Source organism: Streptomyces sp. NPDC058464, from assembly GCF_042721035.1.
Taxonomy (GTDB): Bacteria; Actinomycetota; Actinomycetes; order Streptomycetales; family Streptomycetaceae; genus Streptomyces.
In genome coordinates this window covers 223,197-248,813 of the sequence record NZ_JBHXMA010000004.1, presented here as the reverse complement: position 1 = coordinate 248,813, position 25,617 = coordinate 223,197, and the positions used below count along the sequence as shown (strand labels likewise).

General features: G+C 70.5%; 21 protein-coding genes and 1 tRNA gene. 14 read left to right on the top strand and 8 right to left on the bottom strand.

What is annotated here, in order from left to right; all coding sequences use genetic code 11:
• Nucleotides 1-131 precede the first annotated feature (131 nt).
• Both ACFWPQ_RS08160 and glmS read left to right on the top strand, forming a co-directional pair.
• Complete coding sequence (locus tag ACFWPQ_RS08160; protein ID WP_361288780.1) at nucleotides 132-389, top strand: hypothetical protein; 258 nt, start codon at nucleotides 132-134, stop codon at nucleotides 387-389.
• A 30-nt stretch (nucleotides 390-419) separates the two neighbouring features.
• Nucleotides 420-2,237, top strand: coding sequence for a glutamine--fructose-6-phosphate transaminase (isomerizing) (gene glmS / locus ACFWPQ_RS08155; RefSeq protein ID WP_384031136.1), 1,818 nt, complete (start codon nucleotides 420-422; stop codon nucleotides 2,235-2,237).
• A 240-nt stretch (nucleotides 2,238-2,477) separates the two neighbouring features.
• On the opposite strand, the gene ACFWPQ_RS08150 is transcribed toward glmS, so the two are convergent.
• Together ACFWPQ_RS08150 and ACFWPQ_RS08145 are read right to left on the bottom strand one after the other, a co-directional pair.
• A complete protein-coding gene (locus ACFWPQ_RS08150) occupies nucleotides 2,478-3,044 on the bottom strand; it encodes a GPR1/FUN34/YaaH family transporter (RefSeq protein ID WP_361288774.1) in 567 nt (188 codons plus the stop codon).
• 154 nt (nucleotides 3,045-3,198) lie between these two features.
• Nucleotides 3,199-3,726, bottom strand: a complete 528-nt coding sequence (locus ACFWPQ_RS08145) for a universal stress protein (protein WP_089105170.1) — start codon at nucleotides 3,724-3,726, stop codon at nucleotides 3,199-3,201.
• A gap of 351 nt (nucleotides 3,727-4,077) precedes the next feature.
• On the opposite strand from ACFWPQ_RS08145, the gene ACFWPQ_RS08140 reads away from it, so the two are divergent.
• From ACFWPQ_RS08140 to ACFWPQ_RS08115, 6 genes are all read left to right on the top strand, one after another.
• Nucleotides 4,078-4,431, top strand: coding sequence for a hypothetical protein (locus ACFWPQ_RS08140; protein ID WP_384031134.1), 354 nt, complete (start codon nucleotides 4,078-4,080; stop codon nucleotides 4,429-4,431).
• A gap of 377 nt (nucleotides 4,432-4,808) precedes the next feature.
• Nucleotides 4,809-5,981: a helix-turn-helix domain-containing protein gene (locus ACFWPQ_RS08135; protein WP_361288768.1), complete on the top strand. Its 1,173-nt coding sequence runs from the start codon at nucleotides 4,809-4,811 to the stop codon at nucleotides 5,979-5,981.
• A gap of 287 nt (nucleotides 5,982-6,268) precedes the next feature.
• The gene (orn, locus tag ACFWPQ_RS08130) at nucleotides 6,269-6,871 is read left to right on the top strand and encodes an oligoribonuclease (RefSeq protein WP_089105167.1); all 603 of its coding nucleotides are present in this window, start codon (nucleotides 6,269-6,271) and stop codon (nucleotides 6,869-6,871) included.
• 124 nt (nucleotides 6,872-6,995) lie between these two features.
• Nucleotides 6,996-7,068, top strand: a tRNA-His gene (locus tag ACFWPQ_RS08125).
• 584 nt (nucleotides 7,069-7,652) lie between these two features.
• Nucleotides 7,653-9,818, top strand: a complete 2,166-nt coding sequence (locus ACFWPQ_RS08120; RefSeq protein ID WP_384031132.1) for a LuxR C-terminal-related transcriptional regulator — start codon at nucleotides 7,653-7,655, stop codon at nucleotides 9,816-9,818.
• Nucleotides 9,819-9,991: 173 nt separating this feature from the next.
• Nucleotides 9,992-10,192 (top strand): hypothetical protein, encoded by a 201-nt coding sequence (locus ACFWPQ_RS08115; RefSeq protein WP_384031130.1) that lies wholly within the window; start codon nucleotides 9,992-9,994, stop codon nucleotides 10,190-10,192.
• 24 nt (nucleotides 10,193-10,216) lie between these two features.
• Here ACFWPQ_RS08115 and ACFWPQ_RS08110 read toward each other — a convergent pair whose 3' ends face one another.
• Entirely contained in the window at nucleotides 10,217-10,846 is a 630-nt protein-coding gene (locus tag ACFWPQ_RS08110; protein ID WP_384031128.1) for a response regulator transcription factor, read from the bottom strand.
• A gap of 444 nt (nucleotides 10,847-11,290) precedes the next feature.
• Here ACFWPQ_RS08110 and ACFWPQ_RS08105 point away from each other — a divergent pair, with 444 nt between their 5' ends.
• The 6 genes from ACFWPQ_RS08105 to ACFWPQ_RS08080 all read left to right on the top strand — a co-directional run bounded on the left by ACFWPQ_RS08105 (nucleotide 11,291) and on the right by ACFWPQ_RS08080 (nucleotide 20,393).
• The gene (locus tag ACFWPQ_RS08105; protein WP_384031126.1) at nucleotides 11,291-14,866 is read left to right on the top strand and encodes a putative Ig domain-containing protein; all 3,576 of its coding nucleotides are present in this window, start codon (nucleotides 11,291-11,293) and stop codon (nucleotides 14,864-14,866) included.
• Nucleotides 14,863-15,504: a ferritin-like domain-containing protein gene (locus ACFWPQ_RS08100; RefSeq protein ID WP_384031124.1), complete on the top strand. Its 642-nt coding sequence runs from the start codon at nucleotides 14,863-14,865 to the stop codon at nucleotides 15,502-15,504. The genes ACFWPQ_RS08105 and ACFWPQ_RS08100 overlap by 4 nt, the downstream gene beginning before the upstream one ends.
• Nucleotides 15,501-16,256, top strand: coding sequence for a ferritin-like domain-containing protein (locus ACFWPQ_RS08095; protein ID WP_384031122.1), 756 nt, complete (start codon nucleotides 15,501-15,503; stop codon nucleotides 16,254-16,256). The genes ACFWPQ_RS08100 and ACFWPQ_RS08095 overlap by 4 nt, the downstream gene beginning before the upstream one ends.
• Nucleotides 16,257-16,322: 66 nt before the next feature.
• On the top strand, nucleotides 16,323-17,303 hold the full coding sequence (locus ACFWPQ_RS08090; protein WP_384031121.1) for a hypothetical protein: 981 nt from the start codon (nucleotides 16,323-16,325) through the stop codon (nucleotides 17,301-17,303).
• 55 nt (nucleotides 17,304-17,358) lie between these two features.
• Nucleotides 17,359-19,584: a hypothetical protein gene (locus tag ACFWPQ_RS08085; RefSeq protein WP_384031119.1), complete on the top strand. Its 2,226-nt coding sequence runs from the start codon at nucleotides 17,359-17,361 to the stop codon at nucleotides 19,582-19,584.
• Nucleotides 19,585-19,625: 41 nt separating this feature from the next.
• The gene (locus ACFWPQ_RS08080) at nucleotides 19,626-20,393 is read left to right on the top strand and encodes a Pvc16 family protein (RefSeq protein ID WP_384031117.1); all 768 of its coding nucleotides are present in this window, start codon (nucleotides 19,626-19,628) and stop codon (nucleotides 20,391-20,393) included.
• Nucleotides 20,394-20,455: 62 nt separating this feature from the next.
• Here ACFWPQ_RS08080 and ACFWPQ_RS08075 read toward each other — a convergent pair whose 3' ends face one another.
• The 5 genes from ACFWPQ_RS08075 to ACFWPQ_RS08055 all read right to left on the bottom strand — a co-directional run bounded on the left by ACFWPQ_RS08075 (nucleotide 20,456) and on the right by ACFWPQ_RS08055 (nucleotide 25,613).
• On the bottom strand, nucleotides 20,456-20,887 hold the full coding sequence (locus tag ACFWPQ_RS08075) for a hypothetical protein (RefSeq protein WP_384031115.1): 432 nt from the start codon (nucleotides 20,885-20,887) through the stop codon (nucleotides 20,456-20,458).
• Nucleotides 20,888-20,915: 28 nt separating this feature from the next.
• Nucleotides 20,916-21,599: a discoidin domain-containing protein gene (locus tag ACFWPQ_RS08070; RefSeq protein WP_384031113.1), complete on the bottom strand. Its 684-nt coding sequence runs from the start codon at nucleotides 21,597-21,599 to the stop codon at nucleotides 20,916-20,918.
• 1,067 nt (nucleotides 21,600-22,666) lie between these two features.
• Entirely contained in the window at nucleotides 22,667-23,206 is a 540-nt protein-coding gene (locus ACFWPQ_RS08065; RefSeq protein ID WP_384031111.1) for a phage tail protein, read from the bottom strand.
• Complete coding sequence (locus ACFWPQ_RS08060) at nucleotides 23,206-25,206, bottom strand: putative baseplate assembly protein (protein ID WP_384031109.1); 2,001 nt, start codon at nucleotides 25,204-25,206, stop codon at nucleotides 23,206-23,208. The genes ACFWPQ_RS08065 and ACFWPQ_RS08060 overlap by 1 nt, the downstream gene beginning before the upstream one ends.
• Nucleotides 25,206-25,613 (bottom strand): GPW/gp25 family protein, encoded by a 408-nt coding sequence (locus ACFWPQ_RS08055; RefSeq protein WP_384031107.1) that lies wholly within the window; start codon nucleotides 25,611-25,613, stop codon nucleotides 25,206-25,208. The genes ACFWPQ_RS08060 and ACFWPQ_RS08055 overlap by 1 nt, the downstream gene beginning before the upstream one ends.
• Between the last annotated feature and the right edge of the window lie 4 nt (nucleotides 25,614-25,617).

Here is a 25,617-nt window from a genome sequence, read left to right as displayed (position 1 = left end):
CACAAGCGACGTGGCGCAAGACACAGGATGGACAGGCTGCGAACAGCACCCCATAAGAGATTCAACAGTCCGTTGCCCGGAATCGGGCAGGATTCTTGCGAAACCGGCTCCCGTACCCCAGGATCAACCGGGTGCACGATGAACTTGTTGATCACCTGACGCGGTCCACGCCCCTCAGCCGGGGCGAGGCGCTGCGGGTGATCCAGGACGTGCTCGCCTACTTCGACGAGACGGCCGGGGACTACGTCCGGCGCCGCCACCGCGAACTCCAGGCGGAAGGCCTGGTGAACGCGGAGATCTTCGAACGGATCGAGGCGGATCTGAAGTACAGGGCGGTCGCCCCGCCGGAGCTCACTCTCCGGCAGCTGCGCCGCTTGGTCTACGGCTGACTACGACCTAGGAATACGGAACACCTATATATGTGCGGAATTGTCGGATACATCGGTAGGCGCGACGTCGCCCCCCTCCTCCTCGAAGGTCTGCAGCGGCTGGAATACCGCGGTTACGACTCGGCGGGCATCGTCGTCTCGGCCCCGAAGACGGCCGGTCTGAAGATGGTGAAGGCCAAGGGCCGGGTCCGGGACCTGGAGGCCAAGGTCCCGGCGCGCTTCAAGGGCACCACCGGCATCGCCCACACCCGCTGGGCCACCCACGGCGCCCCCTCCGACGTGAACGCCCACCCGCACATGTCGGCGGACCAGAAGGTCGCCGTCGTCCACAACGGCATCATCGACAACGCCTCCGAGCTGCGCCGCAAGCTGGAGGCGGACGGTGTGGTCTTCCTCTCCGAGACCGACACCGAGGTCCTCACCCACCTGATCGCCCGCTCCCAGGCGGAGACCCTGGAGGAGAAGGTCCGTCACGCGCTGCGCGTGATCGAGGGCACCTACGGCATCGCGGTCATGCACGCCGACTTCCCCGAGCGGATCGTCGTCGCCCGCAACGGCTCCCCGGTGGTCCTCGGCATCGGCGACAAGGAGATGTTCGTCGCCTCGGACATCGCGGCCCTGGTCACCCACACCCGCCAGATAGTGACCCTCGACGACGGCGAGATGGCCACCCTCAAGGCCGACGACTTCCGCACCTACACCACCGAGGGCACCCGCACGACGGCCGAGCCGACCACCGTGGAGTGGGAGGCCGAGTCGTACGACATGGGCGGCCACGACACCTACATGCACAAGGAGATCTTCGAGCAGCCCGACGCGGTCGACCGCGTGCTGCGCGGCCGGATCGACGACCGCTTCTCCACCGTGCACCTCGGCGGCCTCAACCTGGACGCCCGCGACGCGCGTGCCGTGCGCCGGGTGAAGATCCTCGGCTGTGGCACCTCGTACCACGCGGGCATGATCGGCGCCCAGCTGATCGAGGAGCTGGCTCGCATCCCGGCCGACGCCGAGCCCGCGTCGGAGTTTCGCTATCGCAACCCGGTGGTCGACCCGGACACCCTCTACATCGCCGTCTCCCAGTCCGGTGAGACGTACGACGTCCTCGCCGCCGTCCAGGAGCTGAAGCGCAAGGGCGCGCGGGTGCTGGGCGTGGTGAACGTGGTGGGCTCGGCGATCGCGCGGGAGGCGGACGGCGGCACGTACGTGCACGCGGGCCCGGAGGTCTGCGTGGTCTCGACGAAGTGCTTCACGAACACGACGGTCGCGTTCGCGCTGCTCGCCCTGCACCTGGGCCGCATCCGCGACCTCTCGGTCCGCGACGGCAAGCGGATCATCGACGGCCTGCGCAAGCTGCCGGCCCAGATCTCGGAGATCCTCGCCCAGGAGGCGGAGATCGAGAAGATGGCCGCGGAGTACGCCGAGGCCCGCTCGATGCTCTTCATCGGCCGCGTGCGGGGCTACCCGGTGGCCCGCGAGGCCTCCCTGAAGCTCAAGGAGGTCTCCTACATCCACGCGGAGGCCTACCCGGCGTCCGAACTCAAGCACGGGCCGCTGGCGTTGATCGAGCCGGCCCTCCCCACGGTGGCGATCGTCCCCGACGACGACCTCCTGGAGAAGAACCGCGCGGCCCTGGAGGAGATCAAGGCCCGCAGCGGCAAGATCCTGGCGGTGGCCCACCAGCACCAGGAGAAGGCGGACCGCACGATCGTCGTCCCGAAGAACGAGGACGAACTGGACCCGATCCTGATGGGCATCCCCCTCCAACTCCTCGCCTACCACACGGCGAAGGCGTTGGGCCGCGACATCGACAAGCCGAGGAACCTGGCGAAGTCGGTGACGGTGGAGTAGCGCCGTTCGGCTGTGCGGGCCCGGTGGGGGCTGGTCGCGCAGTTCCCCGCGCCCCTGAAGGGACGCTCGTTGCGGCGCCCCTTCTTTTGCTTTTGGGGGCGCGGGGAACTGCGCGAGCAACCCCCACGCACCCGCACGGGCCGACGAAACCGAACGGACCCCCACGTGTGCCACCAAGCCACGGGGGGTCCGCTCTATTTGTCGCCGGGGACGCCCAACTCCCCGGCGTCGGCTGCCATATCAGCCGTGGGCCGTCACCCCCCGACCGGCAGCCCGTCCCGGAAGCACCGTCGGCCAGTGCGCCAGCGCGGCCGTCGCGGCGTACCAGGCCACCGCCCCCGCCGCCACCGCAACCCAGCCGCCGACCTTGGTCAGTGACGAGCTGTCGGCGAACTGCGCGACGGCGAGCACGAGCATCGCCAGGAACAGCAGCCCGTGCATGGCCTGTCCGAGCTGGTCGCCGCCCGCGAGGGTCAACGACAGGGCCACGAGGGCGAAGAGGAGCAGGAAGAGCCCGGCCCCGTTGGCCGAACCCTGACCACCGGCCCCGACGGCCCAGGTGAACCAGAGGGCGCCGAGGGCCACATAGCCCGTGCCGTTCGCGGTGTCACGGTCACGGAAGGCCAGCAGGCCGACCAGGAAGAGGGCGACTCCGCCCACGTAGTGGGCGATTGACACGGCGTCGGACGTGGTCACGTCGTCGATGACACCGGTGGTGCCGAGGCCGAACGCCAACAGGGTGATCCCCAGGGCGAGTCGGCCGGCCACGGTAGTGGTTCCGCTTCCCGCAGAGACGTCGTTGTCCACGGCGGGCTCCCTTCATGCTTTGTGCAGTTGTGCGCGGTGACCGATATATGCCCTTCACAAGGGCACAAACACCTCTGCACGCCAGGAATTTCAGGCACTGCACGAAGGGAGCCGGACCGTTCCCACTCCACATCTCACCTGGGAGAACGCGGAGTTACGGAATGACAACGACGGGGCGCTTGGCCCGCTTGGCGAGCCGCCCCGCGACGGAGCCGAAGATCCGCCCGACGATCCCGTGGGTCGACCCCACGACGATCGCGTCGGCCTCGTACTCCCGCCCCACCTCTTCGAGTTCGTGGCAGATGTCACCGCCGCGCTCGACGAGGATCCAGGGCACCTCGGCCAGATACTCGGCACAGGCGAGCTCGAGCCCGAGCACCTCTGTCCGGTGATCCGGCACGTCGACGAAGACGGGTGGCTCGCAGCCGGCCCACACGGTGGTCGGCAGTCGGTTGGCGACGTGGACGATGATCAGCCCTGCGCGGGAGCGGTGTGCCATCCCGATCGCATAGGCGAGAGCGCGCTCACTGGAGGTGGAGCCGTCGAAGCCGACGACCACCCCGTGCTTGAAGGCGGGATCGCAGGAAGGGCGTGACTCTTCCGCCGCCAGCGCATCGGCCGCCGTGGGGTCGGCGACCGGCCGCTTGCGGTCCGCTGGATCGAAGAATTCGTGACCGGCCATGGCTGTCTCGGCGTTGTGATCCTTTGTGGGAGGGACGACAGTGTGCGGCGGAGCTGTGTCCGGGAAACATCTTCCCAACCCCATACCCCCAAGGGTACGGCGGCACGCCTCCTCAGCCCAGATCCCGCGCACTCTCCGTAGGGGACCTTCCCCGGAGTCGGTTAGGGGTTCCAGGGAGCATGCACGAGGCGCGCCCGTAACGCAATGGTTGCTGCCCCGTACAGGCGGTTTGCACAGGATTCGGACAGGACCAGGGCCCCACGCACGGTGACCGACCGCCCGAACGCGCGTTGATCCCGGTACGAGTGCATCACGAGGGAGCACGGGGGAGTACGACGAGGGAGTACGACCATGTCCGGACCGCGCCCCACCACCCCCGATCCGCGCCCCGTCCCGCCCCCGGCACCACGCCCGTCCTCGGCCCCGCACCGCGCCCCACACCGCGCCCCACATCGCGCCCCACACCGCGCCCCGCACCCCGCTCCGGACACCGCCGGCGACGTGGTCCGCTGGGCCGTGTTCTCCTGTGTCCTCGTCCCCGCGGTGCTCCTCTGCTACGGCACCTCGGCGGTCGGCGCGGCCGGCACCGCCCTCGGCCTCGCCGCCGTCACCGCCGCCTGCCGCTTCCTGCTGCGCCGCTCGGAGCGCGGAACGACGGCCCGGGGAGGCGGACGTCACACCAGAGGCACTACACCGGTCGACTGACCGGTTTCCGCGCACACGAACGCTTCTTTTCAGCCAACTTGGCGGGCCTGTGCAGGGGGGGCACCAACTACCCCCCAACCCCCGTTCCACCTGCACGGAAAGGGTCTGTGGGACCCTCTGCACCCTACGCGGTTTGGCCACTGCCACGAGGCGCACTTCCCTGCACGGCCCGTGAGTGCAACCCTTCGTGATCGAATGCTTCACGCCAAGTTGTCATGTCGACAATCGACGGCGTGTCGAACTGGTCAACGCGACACCGCGGAAACCAGTAGATTCGATCTTGACGTCTTACGGCGGGGGACTCGTGCAGGACCGAGGGGAAACGTGCAGGAGCGACACAACCGAGGAGCCGCGACCACCGAGGGGGGCTTAGCAGGATGAGCCACGACTCCACTGCCGCGCCGGAAGCCGCGGCCCGGAAACTCTCCGGGCGACGCCGCAAGGAGATCGTCGCGGTGCTGCTGTTCAGCGGCGGCCCCATCTTCGAGAGTTCCATACCGCTGTCGGTGTTCGGGATAGACCGCCAGGACGCCGGCGTACCGCGCTACCGACTGCTGGTGTGCGGTGGTGAGGAAGGCCCGCTGCGGACCACAGGGGGCCTGGAACTCACCGCGCCGCATGGCCTGGAAGCGATCTCACGCGCCGGCACGGTCGTCGTACCGGCCTGGCGCTCGATCACCGCGCCGCCACCGGAAGAGGCACTGGACGCGCTGCGCCGCGCCCACGAAGAGGGGGCCCGCATAGTCGGGCTGTGCACGGGCGCGTTCGTGCTGGCCGCCGCAGGCCTGCTGGACGGCCGCCCGGCCACCACCCACTGGATGTACGCACCGACGCTGGCCAAGCGCTACCCGTCGGTACACGTCGACCCACGAGAGCTCTTCGTGGACGACGGCGACGTCCTCACGTCGGCCGGTACGGCGGCCGGAATCGATCTCTGTCTCCACATCGTGCGGACGGACCACGGCAACGAGGCGGCCGGCGCGCTCGCCCGCCGCCTGGTGGTCCCGCCGCGCCGCTCTGGCGGTCAGGAGCGCTACCTCGATCGATCTTTACCAGAGGAGATCGGCGCCGACCCGCTGGCCGAGGTCGTCGCCTGGGCGCTGGAGCACCTCCACGAGCAGTTCGACGTGGAGACGCTGGCGGCGCGCGCCTACATGTCGCGCCGCACCTTCGACCGCCGTTTCCGTTCACTCACGGGGTCGGCCCCGCTCCAGTGGCTGATCACGCAACGGGTCCTCCAGGCGCAGCGCCTCCTGGAGACGTCGGACTACTCGGTGGACGAGGTGGCGGGCCGCTGCGGCTTCCGCTCCCCCGTCGCCCTGCGCGGCCACTTCCGCCGCCAGCTGGGTTCGTCCCCGGCGGCGTACCGGGCCGCGTACCGGGCACGCCGTCCGCAGTCCGACCGCTCCGACACCCCGGAACCGGCACCGCTGCCGCCGACGGGTCCGCTGTCGGTCCAGTACCCCGAGGGCGTACTGCCGATGCAGACCCGCAGGACAGCCTCGGTAGGCCTCTCGGCCAGCCTCCCGGGCCCCCGCACAGGCAGCTGACCCACCCCGGCCCACCCGAGACCCTCGGGTGGGCCGAGCCCACCCCTCGCCCACCCACCACCCGACTCGGTGGGACAGAAGAGCGAGGCCGAAACCATGCCGCGAGGCAGCCCATAGCGTGCCGCCTCCTCTGAAGACAACCACGCTCAGCCACCCACCCAGCCCGTCCGGCGTTTGAGGACGAGGCCGTAGGCCGATGATGCGGGGGTACGGGGGCGGCAGCCCCCGGAGACGTCGGCGTCGCACCAGGGGCACCCAAACACCGACGTCAGCTTTAGGGTGGTCGCATGAACGATCGCATGGTGTGGATCGACTGCGAGATGACCGGCCTCTCGCTGTCCGACGACGCGCTCATCGAGGTGGCCGCACTGGTCACCGACTCCGAGCTGAACGTGCTCGGCGAGGGCGTGGACATCGTCATCCGTCCGCCGGCCAAGGCACTGGAGACGATGCCGGAGGTGGTGCGGCAGATGCACACCACGTCCGGCCTGCTCGACGAGCTGGCCGGCGGCACGACGCTCGCCGAGGCCGAGGAGCAGGTCCTGGCCTATGTACGGGAACACGTGAAGGAACCCGGCAAGGCGCCGCTGTGCGGCAACTCCGTCGGCACCGACCGCGGCTTCCTGGCCAGGGACATGGCGGCCTTGGAGGGCTGGCTGCACTATCGGATCGTCGACGTGTCCAGCGTGAAGGAGCTGGCCCGGCGCTGGTACCCGCGGGCGTACTTCAACAGCCCGGAGAAGAACGGCAACCACCGCGCCCTCGCCGACATCCGCGAGTCGATCGCCGAACTGCGCTACTACCGCGAGGCCATCTTCGTACCGCAGCCCGGCCCCGACTCGGACACCGCGCGGACGATCGCGGCCAAGCACGTCCTGCCTGCGGAATAGGCGCCGAGGAGCGGTCCAGGAGGTCTCCGGAGGGGCCCGGGAAAGCCGTGCGCGAGCACCCCTTCGGACCCTGTACACTTTTTCTCGGCCGGTCGGAGAGACCACAAAGTCACCACCGGTCGTGGTGGGTGTAGCTCAGCTGGTAGAGCACCTGGTTGTGGTCCAGGATGCCGCGGGTTCGAGTCCCGTCACTCACCCTTAGGGACAGGCCCGTGATCTGCGGAAAAGCAGATCACGGGCCTGTTCGCCGTTTGGCCACGGCCGAACCGCTGCCGATCCACCCGCGACTCGAACCGTCCGGGAAGGAGCGGCAGCCGCAAGTCCGCCACAGAACCTCACTCAGTGCATGCATCCGGTCACACACTCATGGGCCCTTCCGCCAGGAGGGAAAGGGTGCTGCGGATACTTCGACGCGTCTGAACGAGCGTCAGCGTCGGCTTCCGTACCGGGCGGAAGCCCGGCAACTCTGCCCCGGTACGAGCGGTCGGGCCGGGGTCCGCGCCCCCAGACCCTGACCCGCGCGTCCACAGGACGTCCTTGCCTCCAGGCGCCCGTCGGCGCAGGCGATCCGGGCATTCAGGCCGGGCAGCGGGCGCCGGACGACCAAGGCGTCATTTTGATCCGGCCCTTACGGCGCCCCGGTTAACCTTTCGAAGCTCGTATCATTGGATTCCACCTGACGCAAGGGTGCCCATGGAACTCCGAGTTGTCATGAGCACGCAAGAAGGAGAGATGTCGTCATGCACATTCTGCTGGTCGACACCGGAAAGCAGGCCATCGCATGAGTGCTCTCTCTCCCACCCCGCAGCCCACGGCCGCAGCAGACGGCCTCGGCACGGCAGCGGAGACCGCTGCGACGCTTCACCGTGAAATCGCGCGCACGCTCGACGAATTACCCGAGCCGAGTCTGCGTCTGCTGGCGGCGATGGCCGTGGTGGATCAGGAGACCCCGCTGCCGATCCTCTCCGTCATCGCGGACGTGGCCGATCCCAGCGCCGCGCTCCACGACCTGATCGAGGCCGGGTTCGTCACCTGGTTCCCGCGCGGCCTCGCCCAACCGGTCGGCATCAGCTCCCCGTCCTTGCACGGCGTCGTGTACTGGAACCTGCCCGCACCCCTGCGTCGGGCGATGCACCTCGCCTCGGCCAAGCAGGTCAGCGGCGTCCACGGGCTCCAGCACGCGCTGCTCGGCACCGGCCGGAGCGATCCCGAACTCGCCACGCGGCTGGAGAACGAGGCAACGCGCTATCACCAGGCCGGGGACACGGAACGGGCCGGAACCCTCCTGCTGTGGTCCGCCGACGTCTCGGTGGACAGGGGCGAGCAGGAACGAAGGCTGCTCATCGCGGCCATGTGGGGTCAGCTCATGCCCACCGCCGGATGGGCGGCGGCGCTCGGACAACGGCTCGCCCTTCTGAAGCCCAGTGTGGAGCGCAACCTGTTCCTCGGTCAGCTGGCCGCGCGTGAGGCGAGGTTCGAAGCCGCACAGTCGCTCTTCGATCAGGCGAGGAGACTCGTCGACGGCCGGCCCCTTGCGGAGCGCGCGGCCCTGGAGCTCGCGGCCGCGACCCTGCACGCGGACAGCGGGGACCACGAGGCCGAGCAGCGGGTCGCGTTGGCCCTGCTGGCGCAGGAAGGGCTCCCGGAGGAGTTCAGGGAATGGTCGGTGTGGTTCGCGGCGGACGCGCACGGCAGGATCCACCGTTCGGCGGACGCTTCGCTTCGCCGACTGGAGCTGCTCGCGCCTGAGCTCGGTGCGTCGGATGCCGACGGGCCCGGGCACGGGATCTTACGGTGGGCTCGCGGCATGTGGTTGCTGCAGAGCGGCAGGCCCAGCGAGGCCATGAACGATCTCCAATGGGTAGTGCGCTCGTACGACGGCCCGGTCGGACCGGTCCTTCCGCTGTCGTACGCCCTGCTCGGCTTCGCCCAGTTCCAACTCGGCGACTGGGAAGCGGCGTTGCGCGACGCCCACGAGGGCATCCGGGTGGCCGAGGCTCGCAACGACCGGCGCCACGCCATCCCGGCGGCCGCGCTTACGGCCAGTATCTCCGCTCTGCGCGGCGATTGGCAGGTGGCCGCGGAGCGGGTGGACTCCCTGGCCAGGGACCAGCACACACTGGGTCCGGCGCGCTACGCGGTGTTTCCGGCACTGGCCGCGGCGACACTGGCCCATGCACGCGGGGAGCCCGGCCGCGTACTGGCTGCGCTCACCCCCCTGGCCGCCCAGCTGGGGTTGTTCTCGACCGAGCAGTTGTTGTGGCGCCCCTTGTACATCGCGGCGTTGATCGACACCGGTCGGCTCGCCACGGCGCGCGCCGCGCTCGCCCCGTTGCGCGCCGCCGTCGAGCCCGGTGCCCGCCAGACGACGGCCATGGCCCGGCTCGAAGCCATGCTCGAAGCAGCCGAGGGTCACCTGGCCGCCGCGGCCGAGCGGCTGGCCGCGGCGGTCGAGCAGCCGGCCGACGAGGACTCGCCGTTCACCCTCGCTCAGCTCGAACACGACTACGGCAGGCTGCTGCTGGGCACGCGGCGACGAAGGTCGGCCATCAGGTGGTTGCTGTCCGCACACGGCCGCTACGTCGAGCTCGGTGCGCGTCCGTTCGCGGAGCAGTGTCTCCGACAACTGCAGGATGTCGGCGCGCACATCCCCTGGGCCGGAACCGGTGGTGTGGAGGGGGGCGTCGAGACGGCCGGCCGCTCGCCCGTCTCCCTGACTCCACAGGAGTACCGCATCGCACAGCTGGCCGCACAGGGCTTGACGAACCCGCAGATCGCACGGGCCCTGTTCGTGAGTGCCAAGACGATCGAGTACCACCTGGGCAACGTCTTCGCCAAGCTGGGCATCACCTCGCGCCGCCGACTCCGCGCCGAACTCGACGCGTTGACCGAAGGTGACGGCGCGAAGGGGCCCGCGACCGAGCCGACCGCTCGGCCACGGCAGTGAGGCAGCGGGGTTGGCCGGCCCGCGCCGCGGTACCGGGCCGTTGGCACACTCGGGTCGCGGGCTCGCCCGGGCGGCGCACCGGCGTCGTTCTCCGGTCGGCCGACGCACCGGGAATCAGGAGTTCGTCGACGCCGCTGCGCAGGGGTGAGGCGGTGATCTGCTCACCGGTCGTCATGGGGAAGCGCACTACCGGGCGCATCGTGGTGGAGGAGTTCGTCACTCTCCTCGTCTGCGGTCGACGTAAGTCGGTCACCGAGGTGTTGACCCGCACGACCTCTCCGGTCACCGGCACGCCGCTGTGCAGCAGTCGGCTCTTCCTCAACCAGAATCCCTCGAATCGTCAGGAGTCCCACTCCATGAGAATCCTGGCGTAGCCCTGAATCCTTCAGCCGCAGTCCTCAGATCAGACCTTCGCGGATGGCGAATGCGACCGCGTGTGTGCGGTTGCGCAGCCGGTAACGGACCGTTACGTCATGCAGCACACTGGCCACGGTGCGTTTGGAGTAGGCGAGCTCGCCCGCGATCTCGTCGGTGCCGAAGCCGTCTGCCACCAGGCGCAGCACCCGGCGTTCGCGGTCGGAGAGTCCGGTCAGGCTCAGGCCTTGGGGACGCAGCACGTGCTGCTGGAGCCGTCCCACCTGCTTCAGCAGACGGGTCAGCAGATCGGAGGGCAGGGCCGCGTTGCCCGAAGCGGCCCTGATCACCGCCTCGGTGAGCGAGGTGGCGGTGGCTTCCCACCGCCACAGCACCGCGTAGGCTCCCGACTCGACGACCGCCAGCAGTTCGTCGTCCGACAGGGCGGAGAGGACGAGCACGACCTGCGCCCCGTCGCGCGAGCGCACCGCCCTGATCAGTTCCAGGGCCGACGCCGACAGCGCGTCGAGCGCGAACACCACCACTCTGGCCGGTCCGCCCAAGGGCGATAAGTCGACGAGCTCGACCTCGGCGCGCTGGCGCAGCTCGGTCGTCAGCCCCGCCCGCGTGATGGGGTCGTCCGCGTGGATCGACACCGGTATCCGACGTTCCAAAACGACCTCCCAGGGTCAGATGGCCGGCCGAGGCGGATACGCCGGCCGCTGCGGCCGGATCCGGTGCCACTCCAGGAGGCTGGTTCGCCGTGAAGTGCGCGCTACGTGTGCGGCCTCTTCACAAAATGACCACATCCCGGCTGGGGGTGTCGACTAGGGAAGCTCCTAGGCGGTGCCTAATCGCGCACCGGGTGTCGCGGAGAGCGGCAGTACCGCGCTCTCCGCGAGCAGCCGGCGCTCGCGTCCAGGCTGCGCTTTTTGCTGCACGTTCACGCAGGCGCCGGGCCACGCCCGATGCCACTCTGTTCCGGCACGCCGGGACGCTTCGCGCCGCGTGCCGTACTGACGCGCGCTCTCCTCCGAACGGCCCGGGGTGCGCAGAACGGCCGGCAGCGCGATTCCCGAGGAACGTGGACGAGGAACGAGGAAGGGGGGACCGGGCCGATGGGAGTTTCCGTCGTCTTCGCGGACGACAACGACGCGGTCGAGGTCGTGCCGGGCGAGGAAGCCGTGTGCGTCCTACGCGTGGAGAACACGGGGATGGTGGTCGACCGGATCCTGCTCGACGTGCTCGGCGAGGCCGCCGAGTGGACCGACGTCGAACCCGCGCAGGCCAATCTCCTGCCGGGCGCGGTCGAGCAGGTCCGGGTCCGCTTCCGGCCGCCGCGCACGGCCTCCCAGGCCCCGGGCGAGGTCCGGTTCGGGCTGCGCGCGATGTCGACCGAGGACTCCGCGGGCTCGTGCATCGAAGAAGGCACCGTCAGGGTCGGGGAGTTCGGCGACCTCAGCGCACAGTTGGTGCCCAAGAGCTCGACGGGACGGCGTTCGGCGCGCTTCAAGCTTGTCGTGGAGAACCGCGGCAACCGGCCGGAGCAGGTGCGGGTCGAGGCGCTCGACCCAGAGGTCAAGCTGGGCTTCAGGACGAAGCCCGCCCTGTTCGTGGCCAGACCGGGCACGGCGACCTTCGTACGCCTGAAGGCCGTGCCCCGCAAGACGTTCCTGAAGGGGCCCAACCGCACGCTGCCGTTCGAGGTCTCCGCGTTGCCGGAGCGGGGCGAGGCCGCGAGGGCCGAGGGCGTGATGCTGGAGAAGCAGACGCTGCCCGAATGGCTGCTGCCGGTGCTCGGGATCACGGTGGTGGCCTGTGGCCTGCTGTTCGCGCTGTGGATGACCGTGCTCCAGCCCGTCGCGCACTCCGCCGCGTCGGCGGCCGCCGACGCGCAGGACGCGGCCGGCGCCGCGAAGTCGGCCGCGGCCAAGGCCATGGCGAGCGGCAAGCCCACCAAGGCCGCCAAAGCCGCCAAGCCCGCGCCGCCCACCGTGCTGACCGTCAAGCTGGCCTCGCCGACCGTCGTCACGGGGGCGACCGTCCCGGCGACCGGCGACTTCTCCGGCGGCACCGGCGCACACCCCAAGCTCGTGTGGACCTCGTCCGCCCCGCATGTCGCCACGGTCTCGTCGAGCGGCGTGGTGACCGCGCACAACCCGGGCACGGCGATCATCACCGCGACCGGCGCCACCGACACGGCGTCCCCCGCCGCCAGTACGCACTCCCCCGACGCCGCCACGTCCGGGTCCCCGTCCGCCGCCGGCGCGACGCCCGATCCGACGGCGGGCACCGCGAGTCCGAGCCCCACGAGCCCGGCGATCCTGACCGGTTCCGTGACCGTCAACGTGGTGAGCCCGGTGTCGGTCACCAGCACCTCGCTGTCCCAGGCGGCGCGCGGCAAGCCCTACTCCGAGTCCTTCGGCGCCACCGGCGGCACCGGCTCGTACACCTGGCAGGTCAAGTCCGGGGCGCTCCCGATGGGCCTCTCGCTCTCGCCCCAGACGGGAGCCGTCACCGGAACCCCGGCCATGGCCGGGACGAGCACGTTCACCGTGCGGGTGACGGATGCCGGGCCGCCCGCCCAGTTCGCCACCAGGACGTTCAAGGTGACCGTCCGCAACTCGCTGGCCGTGAACAGTTCCACGCTGCCCGGAGGGACCACGCGCAGCCCGTACTCGCAGACACTTGAGGCGATCGGCGGCACCGCCCCCTACCGATGGGCGCTCGCCGCGGGCAAGGGGGTGCTCCCGAACGGGCTGCGCCTGGACCCGGGCTCCGGGGCGATCACCGGTACCCCGACCACGGCCGGCGTCTTCGACTTCACCGTCCAGGTCACGGATTCGGCCAGGCCGAACCAGTCGGCCACCCAGGCACTGTCCCTGACGGTCTCCAACCCGCTGGGGATCGGCACCCTGTCCCTGCCGGACGGGGTCACCAAGGCGCTGTACTCGCAGCCGCTGAGCGCCTCCGGCGGCGTCGAGCCGTACACGTGGTCGATCTCCCGTGCGCCCCGTTCGGCGCCCGCGGGGCTGACGCTCAACCCGAAGACCGGTGTGATCGGCGGAACACCGCAGGCAGCCGGCTCCTCGACGTTCACCGTGTACGTCACCGACTCCGCCATGCCCGCCCACACCAAGTCCCAGACGTTCACCTTGGAGGTGGTGTCCGGGTTCGCCGCCACGACGTCGAGCCTGCCCCAGGCGACGTTCGGCAAGGACTACGGGGCGCAGCTGACCGCGGCGGGCGGCACCGCGCCGTACGTGTGGACGCTGATGGGTACGCTGCCGGACGATCTCACGCTCGGGTCGAACGGCTCGATCACCGGCCGGCCGCAGGCGACGGGCAGCTTCCCGTTCAGTGTGCAGGCGACGGATTCGAGCAAGCCCCCGCTGACCACCACCAAGACCCTGACGTTGACGGTGGTGGCCTCGCTGGGGATCATCACGACCTCACCGCTGCCCCACGCGCTGACCGGGAAACCGTACGCGCAGACCCTCAAGGCGGTCGGCGGCACGGCCCCGTACACCTGGGCCCTGTCCAAGGACACCCCGCTGCCGGACGGCCTGAGCCTGGACCCCGTCACCGGTGTCATCAGCGGTACACCGGAGTCGACCGGCGATGTCACGCTCGATGTCACCGTGACCGACTCGGGTCCCACGCCCCAGACGGACACCAAGTCGGGTCTGTCGCTGACGGTCGTGCTGCCGCTGGGCTTCCAGGAGCCCTCGACGATTCCGGAGGCGGCCCTGGGATTCCCGTACAAGGGATTCGCGCCGACCAACGTGACCGGCGGCTCCGGCAAGCGGAGTTGGTCGGTGACCGAGGGAGCGCTGCCGGACGGCCTCGGGCTCGACTCCACCACCGGGGCGGTCACCGGCACCGTGCGGTCGCCCGCCAGCGCCGGGACGTACCAGTTCACGGTCACGGTGAGCGATACCACGGACTACACGGTGACCGCGAAGACCAGCATCTCCATCACCGTCGTCAACCCCCTGACCGTACAGACCCCGGACCCGTGGAACGGTACGGTCGGGACGCGCTTCCAGGGCAGAACCGTCCAGCCGGCCGACGGTCTGGCGCCTTACAGGTTCACCCTGGTCCCCGGCCCGGGATCGGCATGGATGTCGATCGACGCGTCGACGGGTGAGGTCACCGGAACCCCGGACGGGACGTGCGCGAACCCCGCCGCCACGGACGGACCGCCCACCGGAACCGTGACGGTCAGCTGTGCCGCGACCGACTACACGGGGCAGGTCACGGTCAAGGACGCCCTGGACGAGTCCGTGACCACGACGGTGCACGTGAAGGCCGCCGTGCCGGCGCTGACCGTGCAGTTCAACAGGAGCACGCACACCCAGACCGGCGGTACCCCGCTGACGGACTTCGACGTGACCGTCGGCAGCCCGAGCGGCGGCTACGGCGCCGGCACGTACTCGTACGACGTCAGCCCCGCGGTGTGCGACGAATCCGGCCTCGACTGCGACAGTTTCGACACCTCCACCGGAACGATGAGCGGAGAGATCGACGATCTCACCGACGGGACGGCGACCTTCACCGTGACGGTCACCTCCACCGACCCCCACGACAGCGACAACAAGGTCACGGCCACCTACTCGGAGTCGATCAGGACCCTGCCCGCCCCCACGCCGCCGGCTTCCGGCGGCGGTGCGACCGGTGGAGGCTCCCAGTGACCGGATCACCGAGCGGGTCGCCCGACAGCCCGCCCACCGGGTCGTCTGCCGCGATGGCCCCGCCGGTGCCCCCGCTGGACGTGCTGGTGCTGCAGACCGCCGCGTCCTTGGAGAACCTCGCCGTCCAGTCCTACTCGACCGCGGCCGAACTGCCCTTCGTGGTCCGGGGAAGCGCTCGGCTGCGGGCTCTGGTGACCCGCAACCGGGCTCACCACCTGGCGCACGCGCGGGCGTTCAACCAGGCGGTGGTCAGGGCCGGCGGGGCCCCGCAGCATGCCGCGGACCCCCTGTACGCCACGACGGTGCGCCGGCGGCTGGCCGCCATGACCGATCCGGACACCCTGGTCAGCCTGCTCACCGAACTCGAAGGCAACAACGCGGGGACCTGCACCCGCTACGCGAGCCTGGCCGAGCGCGGTGGCCTGCGCTCGCTGTTCGTGAACGTCGCCTCGGTCGAGGCGCAGCACGGTGCGGAGCTGCTGATCCTCCGGATGCTGCCGGAGAACGGCACCACGGCGGCGCACGCGCGGGGGGCCACGGCGCGAGCAGTCCCGGCGGCGGCGGGCACGGTCGGCGTTCCGCACGCCGTCTATCCCACCACGGCCGCGTCCGCGATCAACGAAGGAGCGGTGCGGTGACCGGCACCGAGCATGTGCCCGACGTGGACGGCGCGCAGCCCCCCGACCCGGGGCAGCAGCCCCCCGACCCGGGGCAGGAGGCACTCGTCGCGGAGGAGGCACCACCCGGCGCGGAGAACACGAAGAGGGCGCCGTCCCGCCGGTCCCTGATCCTGGGGGCCGGGGGTGTCGTCCTGGGCGCCGCGGGGATCGGGGTGGGCCTCGCGATGGACGGGGGCGGCAGCGGCCGGCACGCGTCGTCGCCGTACTCCGGAGACCTGCGGACCGTGGCCCTGGCCGCCGCGCTGGAGAACCAGGCGGTGAGCGCCTACCGGGCGGTCGACGCGGTGCTGCGCGCCGGGCGGCTCGGCCCGGAGGTACCCGCGCTCGCGGCGTTCGTACGGACCGCGGCGGCCCATCACACCCAGCACGCCGCGACCTGGAACGCGATCCTGCGCGAGGCGCGCAAGCCGGTCGTCACCGGGGTCCCGCTCTCGGGCCACACACGGTTGCTGGACCGGATCAAAGCGGCGTCGAACGTGGACGAGGTCGTGTCCGCGGTGCAGGACCTGGAGTACCAGGCGGCGCAGACCCACATGGCCGCGGCCGGCAGCCTGGCGGGCGTCGGGCCGGCCGTGACCGCCGCCGCCACGATCGCGCCCGTCGAGGCGATGCACGCCGCGACGCTCGGCTATGTGCTCGGCGGACAGCCCTGGACCGCGAACTTCCTCGGTACCAACGAGGTCCTGCGGACCACGGAACTGACGGCATGAAGGCTCGCCGCGAACGCGCACGAGCGATCTCCCCAGGAGGATTCTTTGCAGCAGACAATCCCTTTGATGCCGATGTTCAAGGCGCTCCTGGCTCCCGCGCAGGCCGTCCCGGAGGAGGAGGCGGAGAGCCCGGTCCAGCTGGCGAACGGCGCGAAACGCGGTGACGTCGACTGGCTCAACGAGGTCCTGGTGCCGCTGGTCTTCTACCAGGACCGTGCGTGGTTCGAGCAGGAGGACAGCTGGGTCGCCGAATGTCTCGCCGAATGGGCGGACCCGGACACCGAGGGCCTGTTCCACTCCTCGCTGCGGGAGGACGCCGGGCAGAGCGAACTGGAGATGTTCGTCGACACCTTCGGGGGCGTCGTCGAGCAGTGGCGGGTCCAGAACGAGCAGGCCCAGCCGCAGCCGAATCCGGACTTCGATCCCGCGGAGCCCGTCGAGGGCACTCAGTACTACAAGTACGCCAAGCTCCCGGGAACGCATGAGTTCCACTGGCTCTACGCCTCGGGGCCGGACTCGGCCGACTGGCAGGTCCTGCAGGTCCGGTACGACCAGTACGAGCAGAACGCGACCGACGCCGCCTATGGGCACGCGGAGATCATCGAACCCTACGGCGACCACTTCATGAAGGCCGTCGACGGGCGGTGGGTGTTCGGCGCCTCCCGGGACGCGGCCGTCTGGCACGACGAGTACGAGCAGTTGCTGGCGCAGGAGGGCCTGCTTGCGGCCCAGCCAGAACCGGCCCAGCCAGAACCGGCCGAGGCGGTGGTCGAGGAGCCCGCACCGCATGCCCAGAAGGTGGCCATCCTGGAGGCCGTAGCGGACGGGCTGGACGCGCGGGTCTTCGACCCGGAGGCTGAACTCACGGCCGAAGAGGCCGAGGAGATCCTGAGCAGCCAGGCCGGAGAGATGTTCTTCGGGACTGTCACGCAGTTGATGGCCGACGCACAGAAAGCGCAGCTCGAAGAACTGCTCGCGGCGCCCGAGGACTTGAGCGCGGAAGAGCTGAGCGAGCTGCTGGAGCTGGTCCTTTCCCATCAGGCGTGACGCACGGCGCCGGATCCGGCGATGAATTCCCCAGCTGTTCCAAGGAGTGTGCATTATGCCGTTCGACGGCGCGATCGAAGGCCGGAAGAAACCCCTGACCGACCGGGAGAATATGGTCGAGAGCTTCGAGCGCACGATCGGTGCGCTCGACAGACTGATCGACCAGGAGGTCCTCAAGGACGACATCGCGACACTCGGCGAGCGGGTCGTCCAACTGCAGGACAAGAGCCAGGGACTGGTCATCCACCCCAAGATCTGGGACGTACTCAGCAAGAAGTGCGCCGCGATCATGCTCGACACGCATGCCAGCCGGATCTCCGAGCAGCTCACCGGTCAGATCGCGGTCGAGGTGAGCAAGAAGGCGGCGGAGCAGGCGCAGTTGGAGGTCGCCGAGCTGTTCGACAAGCGAATCCGCAGAGCCAAGGACGACTACACCGGCGAGAACCTGCGGAAGAAGGCTCGCGAGCTCTGCGATTCGATCGGTGTCCTCATCGACGGCATCCCCCAGCAGGTCAATGCCATCGACAGCATCCTGGCCGAGGTCGACAAGTTCAAGGAACTCGAATTCGTCAAGGGTGCCCTGAACACCGGGGGCCTGTCCGTGACAGGGGAAGGCGAACTGCGACGGCTGAAGCCGACGTTCGAGAAGTACGACCTCGCGCTCGACAAGGCCCGCACCGCCGTCGAGGATGCTCTTGACGCCGACGAAAAGAAGATCCTCAAGGCCATGCGTGAGGCCCACCAGGTCATCGCCGGGTATTTCCCCGACATGGCGCGCAAGTCCATGGCGACGGCCGCCGCCTACAAGGGCATGACGCTCACGATCGACACGAAAATGCTCGACGCCTATATATATGCGAACAGTTTCACCGCCCAGAGCCTTGAGGGTCTCCAGACGCTGGCGGGAGCCGGTACGAGCGTCGTCGGGACGGTCCTCGAAGAGACCAACCTCTCGGGATTCTTCCTGCGGGTCGCCGACCTTTTCAACATCGTGAGCAACAAGCTGGCTACCGAGGCAGCGGTGAAGGCGGGGGCCGCCAAGTTCAAGCGGGTGGACGTGAAGGGCAGTCTCTTCACGGCGTACAACGAAAATCCTGACATGTTGTTCAAGAGGCTGCAGGACAACCAGAAGGTGGCGCTCGACATCTTCCTCGGCACACTGCAGGTGGCGGTCGCCGGGGGACTGCTCGCCGCTCCCCCCGGGGCGGGCGAGCTGGTCATGGCGGTGTTCGACCCGGTCGCCGACTTCGTCAAGGACGTTGTCGGAAAGGTCCTCGACCAGCGCGCGGAGCTGGCCGGGAAGAAGATCGAGGAGGCAAGGAGTCAGGGGAAGCTTCCGCTGCCGCAGGAGGGCGGCGAGAAGGCGTTCTGGACGAAGGTCGAAGGTTGCTATGAAAACGGCGCCGACTGGGTCCGGGAAAAGCTCGAACCCCCGCTGAACAAGGCGATCGGCGAGAAGGCCACGGAATTCGCGAAGGGGGTGGCCGACGAGTTGGCCTCCCTGAGCACCCCCACGGAGATTCTCGGGTTCCTCTACTCTCCGGGGTCGGCCGAGGAGGAGGGCGAGGACGGGCCGATCGACCCGGGCGATCTCGCCCATGTCCTGCAGCGCATGATCGTCCAGCCGATCGTGGGCGTGGTGGTCAAACACTGCGAGATCACACCTGCGGAGTTCTTCTCCGGAGACGAGCTCGCCGGCAAGCTGACCGCCATCAACCTCGCCCAACTGCCCCTCGGCTTCGTGTTGAAGCAGTCCTGGAAGAAGAGCCCGCCGCCGCTTCCGGTCGACCGGACGGCGCACCCCGGCGTGGTTCCCGACGAGGTCAACGGCCACCGGGTGACGACGACGGACCGCACCCGGAGCAGGCTGGACGGCCCTGCGGAGTCCCATCTCGTGTACGTCGCACTGGACTTCGGAGGAATCCAGGTCTGGGGAGACTGGAACCCCGGGAAACGGACATGGCAGGCGCGCGACATCCACCGGGACTCGTTCACCAGATGGAGCGGGATCTCCATGGAGAACACCGTGGACAACGCCCTGGAGAACGCCATGCGCATCAAGGAGAACGACACCGTTCTGCGCGGCACATGGCACGCCATCGTGAGCCCGGAACGGGCCACCACGTACATCGGGTTCCAGGCAGAGGACGGTAAGTGGCGGATCGGCCACTTCATGGATCTGCCGAAGGGGGCCCGCACCCCGGAGTACGGACTCGGCCGGCAGACGGAGAACGTCACCCGGACTCGGACGCGGGACATCGGAGACGTCTTCCGGGCCTGAGTCCGCGTGACCGACAGCCGGAGCGGCACACGAGGAGACCGATGAGCACGCTGCGGGACGCGGACCTCTCACTCGCCAACTGGCTGGAGAGCGTTCTGCCGCCGGGTACCGGCGTCAGGTTCGACGCGCCGCGCGCCGACTGGGAGCGGCCGGTGTCCGGCGCTCCTTTCGTCAGCCTGTTCCTCAGCGACGTCCGCAGGGGCGGGCAGGACCTGCCGCCCTCCGGATGGTCGGAGGTTCGCGACGCCGACGGGCGGCTGGTGGGCAGGCAGCCCGCGGTTCGCCACTACCGGATCTCCTACACGGTCACAGTGTGGTCCGGTGCGGCGGGCGCCGGCCAGGAGGCGTCCGAGGAGGCGTCCCGGCGGGCGATCGAGGAGCACGACCTGCTCGGCCTGCTGATCGACGCCTGCACGAACACCGACACCCTCCCGGACGACCATCTGACGGGAGCCCTGGCCGAGGCCGGGCTCCCGTCCTTCGTGCGCTGCGGGGGCGACGAGCCGGGGCGCTCGACGCAGGGCCTGTGGCCGGGCCTCGGGATCGCGCCGCGCGCGCATCTCGTACTGGAACTGGTAGCGCCCGTGGTGCCGCCGATGGTGACCGACCTCGCGCCGCCGGCCCGCGGGATCGTGCTCGGCGCGGCCCGGTTGCCCGCCCCCGGCCCGACCGGCGAGGCCGCGGCGACGGCCGGTTCAGCCCCGTCCGGCCCGGCACCGGCCGGGGCCGCGGGAACCGTGCGGCGCTGGGAGCGGCGCACGATCACCGAGTCCCGCCGGGCCGCGCCCCGGCCGGGAGACGAGCCGTAGCGCCGCGGTCGCGGCGCGTACGCCTGTCCTGCCTCGCCGGACCGGCCGTGCTGCCCGCGCCCTCAGCCCGCGGTCACCGAGATGTTGGTGGTGATGAACCGCGCGGTGCCCGGCTTCGCCAGCAGCGGGTCGGGCAGGGCGGTCGGAGGCGGCTGAGTGGCGGGCGTCTCCACCGTGAACACGGCCGTGAACGTGCCGCCCCTGATCAGGATCGGCTTGCCGCCGTTGGTGGTTTTCCGCGTCAGGTTCTCCGGCAGCAGGGTGAGTACCAGCTTGCCCGTGCCGGGCTGGGTGAAGGGCGGTGCCGTGTACGCCAGCGGCGCGCGCAGCACCATCGGCAGTTCGTCTCCCTGGAGGCAGACGGGCGTTCCGCCGACGGTCACGTTCGAGCTCGAACCGGTCAGTGGCAGCGGCGCCGCCAGTGCCGGTACCACCGTGGGCACCGGGATGGTCACTTCGAGCAGGTCCCCGGTTCTGATGACGAAATCCGCCACGCGTCCTCCTGTGCCGTGTCGTGCCCTGTCAGGTCGTGAAGCCGAACAGCTCGATCTCGGAGACGGCGACGGTGGACCCGCTGCTGCCCGGATACACCGCGCCGACCTCTATCCGCACGCTGCTGACGAGTTCCGCGTGGCGGATGGAGAACTCCTGCTCCTGCGAGGTGTCCTTCGGGACGATCGTGAAGGACTCGCCGTTGGAGTACGTCAGCCGCAGTTGGCTGGGCCTGCCGTCCCGGACGTAGGCGGTGCTCGCGCCCGAGTGCAGGATGATCTTCATCAGCGTCACGCGGTGTGCGAACTTGAAGGTGAGGGCCGGTTCGGCCGAGGTCGACCAGGGTGCCAGCCAGCACGTGTCGAGCAGTTCGTCCGCGGCGTTCAGCGCGGGATGTCCGTGCTGCGACGCGTTCGCCGTCACGCTGACGGCGTGGATCGGCGAGAGGTCGTGGGCGACCGCCCCGGTGACCCTGGCCTTCAGGCTCCGCGCCCTGCTGTCGACCGTGTCGCGGAACGGCGGGTACGTGCCGTAGAGCATGCCGCCGAAGAGCAGCGCCACCGCGACGACGATGCGGCCCTTGCGGTAGATCTGCCGGAGCGCCGACTTCGGATCGAAGCCGGGTCGCGCGAGGTGCGCGGCCGACGTGCCGTCCGCCTGGCCGCCGCCCGCGGCCTGCGCGAGCTGGACGACGCGTGGTCCGCGCCTGGGCACGAACCTTCGCCACCACGGTTGCCTGACCTTCACCGCCTCGACCAGCGAGGCGCCGCACCGGCTGCAGAAGCTGCGAGTGCTCGGATTGCCCTCGCCGCACGCCCCGCACACCAGGTCGCCCGGGTGCAGCCGACGGGTCGGCGCGGTCCTCGTCACTGCGACCGCCCGAGCCCGCGCGATCTGCGGCGCCTGTTCGCGGATCTCCCCGGGCGACCGTACCGGGGCGGTGTCGACTCCGGTGGACGCCGGACCGGTGGGCCGCGCATCCGGCGCGTCGGCCCCGGGGGCGGACGCGGACTCGGGGTGCTCGACGGGCGCGACCAGGGCCGCGGCGTCATTCCGCCGGGCCGCGGGTGCCGGCGGCCGGGGTGTCTGCGCAGGTGATGGAGCAGCGGCCGCGCTCCTCCGGGGCGGAGACGGAGGAGGCGGAGGGGGCGTAGCCGTGCCCGTCCGAGCCGCCGACGGTGGGGGCGGCGGAGGCGGCGGGGCAGAGGCTCTCCGGGCCGACGGCGGGGGCGGCGGCGGGGGCGGAGGGGGCGGGGGCGCGGCAGAGGCCCTCCGGGCCGGCGGTGGGGGCGGCGGAGGCGGCGCGGCAGAAGCCCTCCGGGCCGACGGTTGGGGCGGGGGTGGAGGAGCGACGGCCGCACTCTTCCTTGCCGGAGCCGGCGGGGCGGGCGGCGGAGGCGTGGTCGCGCCCGCCCTCGGCCTCGGCGGCGGGGGAGGCGGGGGCGCGCCGGCTCCGGGACGCGGCGCCGCGGGCGCGCCGGGACGCGGGGAAGGCGCCCCCGCAGGGGGTCGTGGCCCGGCCGGCGGTGCCTGCTGCTCCCCCACGGTGGCCTCGGAGGCTTCCGGCCTGGGCCCGGCGATGAAGGTGTTCGCCCCCTGGAGCACGCGCTGGAGCACGCCGACCCGCGGTTCGGAGGCCGTCTGCTCCTGCTCGATCTCCTGGACCACCTCCTGCGCGACCTGCGACGTCTGTTTCTCCCCCGTCCATTCGAGGAAACCGCCGCAGGAGCCGCAGAAGGCGTCGTCCTCCCCGTTGCGGAACCCGCACTTACGACAAACGATCATCTCTCCACGACCTCCAGCCCGTGCGGGACATGCGCGGGTTTCTCGGCGGCGATCAGTTCCTCCAGCGCGGTGACGTCCACCGACGCGCTCCTCGGCAGCGTCACCCGGACGGACAGCCGGGGCACCGCCTCGCCGGGTAGCGGGGTGTTCGGAACCGTCGACCAGCTGACCCCGCCGCTCTCGGCGAGTTCCACCTCCCCGCCGGTCACCAGCTCGACCAGCGTGCGCAGACCTTCGGCGGTGCCTCGCAGCCGGTGGAGCAGCACGGAGTGCGCCACGGCCGCCCGCTGCCGGTCGAGAGGCCAGTTCTCGTCCAGGACCGTGCCCAGCCAGCCGGCGAGCCACCGCACGAAGTCGCCGGGCGCGAGCATCGGGTCGGTATAGGCCGCCAGACAGTCCAGGGTCGAGACGGCCGGGGCGAGCACCTCGTCCAGGGCTCCGGTCCACCGCATCGCCACCGGGTCCTCCTGGAAGACCGCGGGCAGCAGCGTGCCGATCGGATACGGCGTGTCCAGCCCCACCACGGCCGCGCGCATCAGTGTGCCTCCACTCTGACCTGGTGCTCGTACGAGAACACCAGGCTGTTGGCGTCGAGATCGATCCGGCGGGCCTCCTTGCCGCGCACGCCGGTGACCGGGTCGGCGGAGAACAGCCGTACGTCCTCGACCAGTTCGACCCCGGGTATCTGTTGCAGTCGGCCGAAGATCTCGCCGGCCTGCACCGGACGGCCGAACGGCCAGCCGGCACCCTCGGGCCCGCCGCCGGGCAGCGGATTGAGATAGCGGTGGAGGGCTTCGAGCGAGTCCTCGCGCACCCGCTCGGCGTTCACCCGTGGTCGGGCCACCAGCCGGGCGACCACGGTGACGCCGCGGTAGAGCGGCGGTTCGAGCATGACGCGGGTGCCCACGACCCGCGCGCGGTCGAGCCGTTCGGCGATCCGGCGCAGCGTCGGCTCCGGCGGGACGAGGTTCTCGAACAGGATCCGGCCGTCCTGCATGGCCGCGGCCGGGACAACCAGCACCCGGACTCCCCCGGCCTCGGCGGGGTCCTCGCCGGTCGGCACGCAGCGCACCCGGGCGATCTCCGGCGCCGCCTCGCGGGTCAGGATCTCGTAGTCCTCCGCCGTCACCGCGCGGCTGCGGGTACGCAGCAGCAGCGGCCCGCGGTCCTTCGCCTCGCCGAGGGTCTCCCCGTCCACCCCGCCATGAGCCGGGCGCCGGTTCTCCACGGCGGAGACCGCCGGGACCGAGGACTTGAGCCGGCAGACCGACCCGGCCGCGACGTTCCCACGGGCGCCGCCTCCGGTCGCGTACCCGCGGATGCGCACCTCGGCGCCCTTCTCGGGTACGGCACCGTACCGGCGCAGGCTCCCATCGGTCTCGCGTACCGCCGGGCCGAACAGGACGAGTCCCGAGACCGCGTCCAGGGCGAAGTGCCGGTCCTCCGGCCGGCTGTCCGCGAAGTGCTCGACCTCGGTCCACTCCAGCCAGCCGTCCGGTGAGCTGGTCTCCACGACCGGCGGGCCGTAACCGGCCAGCACCGGAGAGTGCCGGAGCGGGAACTGCTGCCCGGGCACGCCCTCCGCCCGGTCCAGCTTCTCGAGAGCGACCGGTTCGGCGTGCATGGCCTCGACCGTGCCGCCGATCGTGCAGACGGTCAGTCCGTCGACCACGGGCGAGTCCGTGTACGGGGGTTGTCCCTCCTCGGGCTCGGTGACCCGGGCCCTGATCCACCCGGCGCGGTCGCCGTCGACCACGCTCGCCCGATGCGCGGTCGGCACGTGCAGCACGATCGCGCCCGAGGTGTTCAGGCCCCCGGTCTCGTCGAGCCCCGTCTCGCACTCCGTCCAGCCGTCGCCCGTCCATGCCTCCCAGATCAGCGGGGCGTGTTTCGGATTGACCCCCACCCCCTCGACCCGGCCGCGGAATCCCAGTCGGATCGCGCACCCGGGCACCGGGTCGGTGAGACCGATCATCAGCGCGTCCCCGATCCCGGGGCGTCGGCGGAACGCGGGGAACGGCCTGCCGTCCGAGAGCAGCCGGGAGCGGTCCGCGGTCCCGGCCGGCCGGCCGTCCTCGGTGGCCGTGCCGGTCTGTCCGCCCTCGGACTCCGATTCGACCGCGGTCCTGATCCTGGCGAGCGAACAGGGCACGACGGCCAGGTCCGCCCGGGTGGTGAAGACGACCGACTCGGTGGTGGCCGTACGAAGGGTCCCCACGCGGGTGCCCGCGGCGATCGTCAGCCGCGCGCGTGCGGGACTGGAGAGCCAGAAGGTGACGGGTACGCGCGCCGGGGTGGGCGGGAGGATGCGCAGGCCGATCAGGTTCAGGAAGGTGACATAAAGCCGGTCGGGCACCTGGTTGAGCCGGAAGAGCAGCTGGTCGGTCATATGGGCGAAGGTCTCGATCAGGGTGATGCCCGGGTCGGAGACGTTGTGGTCGGTCCACTCCGGGCAGCGCTGCATCACCAGGTGTTTGGCCTCGTAGACGAGGTCCTGGAACCGGCGGTCGTCGAGATCGGGGGCCGGCAGGGGCATCAGTACTCGCCTTCTTCGTGCTCGGGGATGGTGTAGAAGGGGAAGACGAGGTTGCGCGGGCTGTTGGTGCCGGGCACGACGTAGCGGATGTCGATGTAGAGCAGGCCCGGCTGCTCCTCGTCGGGGTACACGTCCACCTCGGCCACGTCGACGCGTGGCTCCCACTGCTCGATCGCGTCCTTGACCACGTCGGCTATCTCGGAGGCCTTGTGGACGCCGGCCCCGTCGAAGATGTAGTCCCGCAGGGTGCTGCCGAACCGCGGCCGCATCGGGCGCTCTCCGGGATAGGTCTCCAGGATCAGCCGCATCGACTGCTCCAGTTTGGCGGTCCCGGAAACCATGGTCGGCGCCCCAGTGGGTTCGAAGCCGAACGGGAACGACCAGCCGGTGCCGGTGAAGTCGGTCATCGCC